The sequence below is a fragment of the Caballeronia sp. M23-90 genome, from assembly GCF_053574605.1.
Map to the genome: position 1 here is coordinate 1 of NZ_JBSIPA010000489.1, position 4,831 is coordinate 4,831.

Sequence of the window (4,831 nt, forward strand, 5' to 3'; positions counted from 1 at the left end):
TGGCGAACTGCATCCGGATGTGCTCGTGAAGGGCGGCGATTACGACATGGACAAGCTTGCCGAATCCGCTCTGGTGCGCAGTTCAGGCCGCGCCGCTTTCGCAATAAGCCGCTAACTCGGCCGCTGCCAGGCAACCAGACACCTACCCCTGCGTGCGTACCCTCTTGAGCAGCGCGGTTGTCGAGCGATCATGTTCGAACGGAATGGCGAGCGCCTTGCCGCCCCAACTGCGCACCAGAGCGGATTCGGCAAGCTTGTCCATGTCGTAATCGCCGCCCTTCACGAGCACATCCGGATGCAGTTCGCCGATCAGTTCCAGCGGCGTGAACTCCTCGAACTTCACCACCCAGTCGACGCTTTCCAGCGCAGCCAGGAGCGCCATGCGGTCGTCCTCACGATTGATCGGCCGGTCATCGCCCTTGCCGAGCAAACGCACCGATGCATCGCTGTTCACACCCACGATCAACGTTGCGCCCAGCGCTTTGGCATCGGCGAGATAGGTCACATGTCCGCGATGCAGGATATCGAAAACGCCATTCGTGAAGACTACGGGCGCGCTCAGTTGCGGGCGCAACGCGGCAAGCGCAACGCGCGTCATGATCTTGCGTTCGAAAGGAGCGGCCATGGCAGGAACAAGGAGAAATCAGGAAGGTGCGTAGTGTGCCACGCACGCGACGGCGCTTCGAAAAAGAAAACAGCCCGCGGGCATGGACCGGCGGGCTGTTTCCTTGTTTCCAGAACTGAACAAACCAGCAGTCAAGCTCAGGCAGGCTGTTCCGACGCGCCCTTGGCCGCCTGCAACCGCAACACCACTTCCTTGCGATACCGGTTCAGCTCCTGAGCCGTCAGGAACGAACGCTCGAACAGGATGGATAAGTTATGCAAGATCCGTTCGACGACCTTCTTCTCCCAGCTATCGTCAAAGCGAATCTGGTCGTCGAGCCAGCGTTCGAGCCATTCCGGATCAGGCAGGCGAGACTGGATGGTGTCGCGCGGAAAGAGCGCCTGATTCACATGGAGGTTGGTCGGATGCAGCGGTTTTTCCGTGCGTCGCGCCGAGGCCATCAGCACACCGATCTTTGCAAAAGCCGCACGCGCGATATCGCCGGTCTGCACCATCGCTTTTTTCATGTAGCGCAGATACGCGCCGCCGTGCCGGGCTTCGTCGCGGGAAATGGTTTCGTAGATGTGCTTGATGACCGGCTCGGTATGCCATTCGGCCGCACGCCTGTACCAGTGGTTCAGGCGGATTTCGCCGCAGAAATGCAGCATCAGCGTTTCGAGCGGCGGCGCCGGGTCGAATTCGAAGCGCACTGCGTCGAGCTCGGCTTCGGTGGGCACCATCTCCGGCTTGAAGCGGCGCAGATATTCCATGAGAACGAGCGAATGCTTCTGCTCTTCAAAGAACCACACACTGATGAACGCAGAGAAGTCGCTGTCGTTGTGGTTGTCGCGCAGGAACATTTCCGTGGCGGGCAACGCGGACCATTCGGTGATCGCGTTCATCTTGATGGTCTTGGCTTGTTCGTCGGTCAAGAGCGCCGAGTCGAACTTGTCCCAGGGAATGTCTTTCTCCATGTCCCAACGAACCGATTCAAGCGATTTGTACAGTTCTGGATAAAGCATCGTGTTCATAGTCCACCCCTGGATTGCAACATAGTGCGACGATTCTGTCTGTTGTAACTGTAGCCAGCCCGCGCGGTCATCCGCGCCGCCAGCAGCGAAGCTTTCAATTTTACGCGGGAATCAGGCGCCCAGATGCAAAAGCGGTAAAGAAGCGCCTGTCGCGTCCATCTGCGACGATTTGCCCGTTGCCGTTCCGCCGCATTGGGCGGTAAGCAATGTCTACCGTGGGTGAGGAGCGAACCCTGTGCCTGAGGTAAGTACGAAGCGCGAGCTGTATGGAGCTCGAGTGAAACTATTTAGGATGCTCTTAAAAGCGGTCCAGATGCATCCAGCACAGCCGCCTGAGCATGCCTTCCGGTTATGACAGGCGCAAGACGCATACCGTTCCCTCTGATGCGTCGGTGTGAACCCGCATACACCGCCAGCAGTCCTTTGATGCGACTACCGAAACACGGCAAACAGCCGCGCCGATCATAGCATGGCGTTCTGACGCCACTCGGCGACGGCCTCTTCAATCGGCGCAAGCCCGTTCACAGTGAGAATGCCGTCTGGCAACTTGCGTCGCAACGCAGGACTGCTCCCGCCAACCCAGATTGCGACTTTCGCCGGCAGCGCCTGGCGCAGATCCGTAAGTCCGTTCACCACGGACTGCACCGGGACGGACGCCGAGAAGGACAACGCGAGGACATCGACCTCGTGCGCGGGGATTGCATCGATGATGTCTTGCGGCGGTGTTTGTACGCCCAGCGCAATGCATTCGCACCCGGCGAGCGCAAACATGGCCTCGGCCATCAGGATGCCCAGGCCATGACCCTCGCCGGGCAGCGTTGTGAGCAACACGCGCGGATGCGCGCCGCGGCCACGCAACGCTTCGGACAATGGACGCATGAGCGAGCGCAGCGTGACCTGCATTGCTTCGCTGAAAAGGTGCTCATGATAGACCTGCAACGTCCCGGCGGCCCATGCGTTGCCGATGCGCGCCGACAGCGGCGCCGCCACGTCCAGCACGAAATGCGCAAGGCCCTCCCGCGTGGCGCGCTTGAGCAGCTCGAAACGAAAGTCGTCGTATCGGCCGGAGCGCAGCAGCTCCACCATCTTGTCCAGTTCCACATCCGGCGCGTCCTGCCCCACGCCCGAATCTTCGGCGAGTTGCTGCAACAGCGCGATGGATTGGGGCAATACCTTGCTCGGCCGATGACCCGCATCGAGCAAACGCTTGACGAGCCTCAGCTTGGTCACCTGCTCCTGCGGATACAACCGCTCGCCGCCCGTTGAGCGCAGTGGTTGCGGAAATCCATAACGCCGCTCCCAGACACGCAAGGTGTCCTTGGTCAGTCCGATCTCGTGCGCGATCGCACCAATGCCGATACCTACGCCAACGCCGTCCAACTGCGTCGCCATGGCTTCACCATCGCCGGCGTTGAGGCTGCCATTTTTGAGGGGCAGATTACTTTCCGATGTATTTGTCATGGACAAAATTGCGACCTAAAAATTGTGACGACTGCAGTGAAATCGCCTTAGACCTAATATATATGGACATTCTCAACGATTGGCAACATGATTGATCATAGACGAGTTTTGTATTTTGTAGTGGACAAACCGTTGCCAGGGCATGGACATTAATTGCCTGGCCTTGCATCCAGCGCAGTGGATATTGCGTAAATCACCTTGACCGTCGAGGAGCGACGCGGGACGTTTCACGGCGCAAAAAGATGCCGGAAACAGACAACAAGACAAAGACACACGGAGCAACGTCATGAAGGTTGCGGTAATCGGAGCGGGGATTTCGGGGTTGTCGTGCGCATACCGGCTGGCAAAGTCCCAGGCGGGTATCGACGTCACCCTGTTTGAAGCCAACGGGTATTTCGGCGGCCATACCAACACGGTGGACGTAACGCTGGACGGCGTGACGCATGGGGTGGACACGGGCTTCCTGGTGTTCAACCACCGCACCTATCCGAATCTCGTGAAGCTGTTCCAGGAACTCGACGTCCCGACGACCGCAACCGACATGTCGTTCTCCGTCGCGGTAACGGATAAACATCTGGAATGGGCCGGCAGCGACCTGAACACAGTCTTTACGCAGCGCCGCAACCTGCTGCGCCCCGCATTCCTGCGCATGCTCGCCGATATCCTGCGCTTCAACCGCACGACGACCGCCATGGCGCTCGCCGGCAAGGACGTTGAACTCGCCGAGCCGGTAAGCCGCTTTATCGAACGTGAGAAGTATTCGGTTGCGTTTCGCGACTGGTATCTGCTGCCGATGATCGGCGCGATCTGGTCATGCTCGACCACGCAGATGATGGCGTTTCCGATCGGCACGCTGATCCGCTTCTGTCATAACCACGGCCTGCTGCAAGTCAACGACCGGCCGCAATGGCACACGGTCAACGGCGGCGCACGGGAATACGTGCGGCGGATGTTGCCCGCCATCGGCGATGCCCATGCCGGGCTGCCAGTGACGTCGGTGAAACGCGGGGCGTTTGGCGTGGAAGTCGAAAGCGCGCGGGGCATCGAACACTTCGATCACGTCGTGCTCGCATGCCACAGCGATCAGGCGCTCGCGCTATTAGCCGACCCATCGAACGATGAAACCGTGACCCTCGGCGCAATCGGCTATGCGCCGAATCGCGCGGTGTTGCATACGGATGCATCGCTGTTGCCGGCCGAGCGCGCGTGGTCGGCGTGGAACTACGAAAGCCGTACCGGCGAACTCGGCGCCGAACCGCAGTTGTGCGTGCATTACCTCATCAACAAGCTGCAGCCGTTGCCGTTCAAAACTCCGGTGATCGTTTCGCTGAATCCGGTTCGTGAGCCGCGTCCCGAAACCGTGCTGCGCGAGTTCGCGTACAGCCATCCCGTGTTCGATCAAGCGGCGGTCCAGGCCCAACGCGTCCTGCCATCCATACAAGGCGCGCGCAACACCTGGCTCGCCGGCGCATGGACGGGTTACGGCTTCCACGAGGACGGCCTGAAATCCGGGTTGGATGCGGCGGCCAGATTGACAGCCATCGCGTTGAATCGCGATGAACCGGCGCTTGCAGCATGAAAGCGCCCGTTTTCAATTCACCTGACCTGCTGCTGACGAAAGTCTACGGCTTGCCGCCGGAAAAGCTCACCGTCACGGTCTACCAGGAAGACGACGAAGCGTTCGCCATCTGGGAAAACGAAATCGGCGTGCCGAAGGAGCGGATCATCCGTATCG

The 4,831-nt window shown here is 59.8% G+C and carries 4 protein-coding genes and 2 pseudogenes; 3 read left to right on the forward strand and 3 right to left on the reverse strand.

Going from position 1 to position 4,831, the window contains the following annotated elements; all coding sequences use genetic code 11:
• Positions 1-115: pseudogene (locus ACRXB1_RS30660) on the forward strand (D-glycero-beta-D-manno-heptose 1-phosphate adenylyltransferase); the annotation flags it as partial.
• 27 nt (positions 116-142) lie between these two features.
• On the opposite strand, the gene rfaE2 reads toward ACRXB1_RS30660, so the two are convergent.
• The 3 genes from rfaE2 to ACRXB1_RS30675 form a co-directional block, all read right to left on the reverse strand.
• Positions 143-625, reverse strand: coding sequence for a D-glycero-beta-D-manno-heptose 1-phosphate adenylyltransferase (gene rfaE2, locus ACRXB1_RS30665; protein WP_174362691.1), 483 nt, complete (start codon positions 623-625; stop codon positions 143-145).
• 137 nt (positions 626-762) lie between these two features.
• Complete coding sequence (locus ACRXB1_RS30670) at positions 763-1,635, reverse strand: ferritin family protein (RefSeq protein ID WP_061998301.1); 873 nt, start codon at positions 1,633-1,635, stop codon at positions 763-765.
• Positions 1,636-2,097: 462 nt separating this feature from the next.
• On the reverse strand, positions 2,098-3,096 hold the full coding sequence (locus ACRXB1_RS30675; RefSeq protein ID WP_061998300.1) for a MerR family transcriptional regulator: 999 nt from the start codon (positions 3,094-3,096) through the stop codon (positions 2,098-2,100).
• 286 nt (positions 3,097-3,382) lie between these two features.
• Between ACRXB1_RS30675 and ACRXB1_RS30680 the strand changes: the two genes are divergently transcribed.
• The gene (locus tag ACRXB1_RS30680) at positions 3,383-4,675 is read left to right on the forward strand and encodes an NAD(P)/FAD-dependent oxidoreductase (RefSeq protein ID WP_449494182.1); all 1,293 of its coding nucleotides are present in this window, start codon (positions 3,383-3,385) and stop codon (positions 4,673-4,675) included.
• A gap of 29 nt (positions 4,676-4,704) precedes the next feature.
• A pseudogene (locus ACRXB1_RS30685) lies at positions 4,705-4,831 on the forward strand (alanine--tRNA ligase-related protein); the annotation flags it as partial.

Bases quoted from the DNA above. Each gene is read 5' to 3' on its own strand.
- ACRXB1_RS30680 (WP_449494182.1), top strand. From the start codon at position 3,383: ATGAAGGTTGCGGTAATCGGAGCGGGGATTTCGGGGTTGTCGTGCGCA.
- ACRXB1_RS30670 (WP_061998301.1), bottom strand. From the start codon at position 1,635: ATGAACACGATGCTTTATCCAGAACTGTACAAATCGCTTGAATCGGTT.
- rfaE2 (WP_174362691.1), bottom strand. From the start codon at position 625: ATGGCCGCTCCTTTCGAACGCAAGATCATGACGCGCGTTGCGCTTGCC.
- ACRXB1_RS30675 (WP_061998300.1), bottom strand. From the start codon at position 3,096: ATGACAAATACATCGGAAAGTAATCTGCCCCTCAAAAATGGCAGCCTC.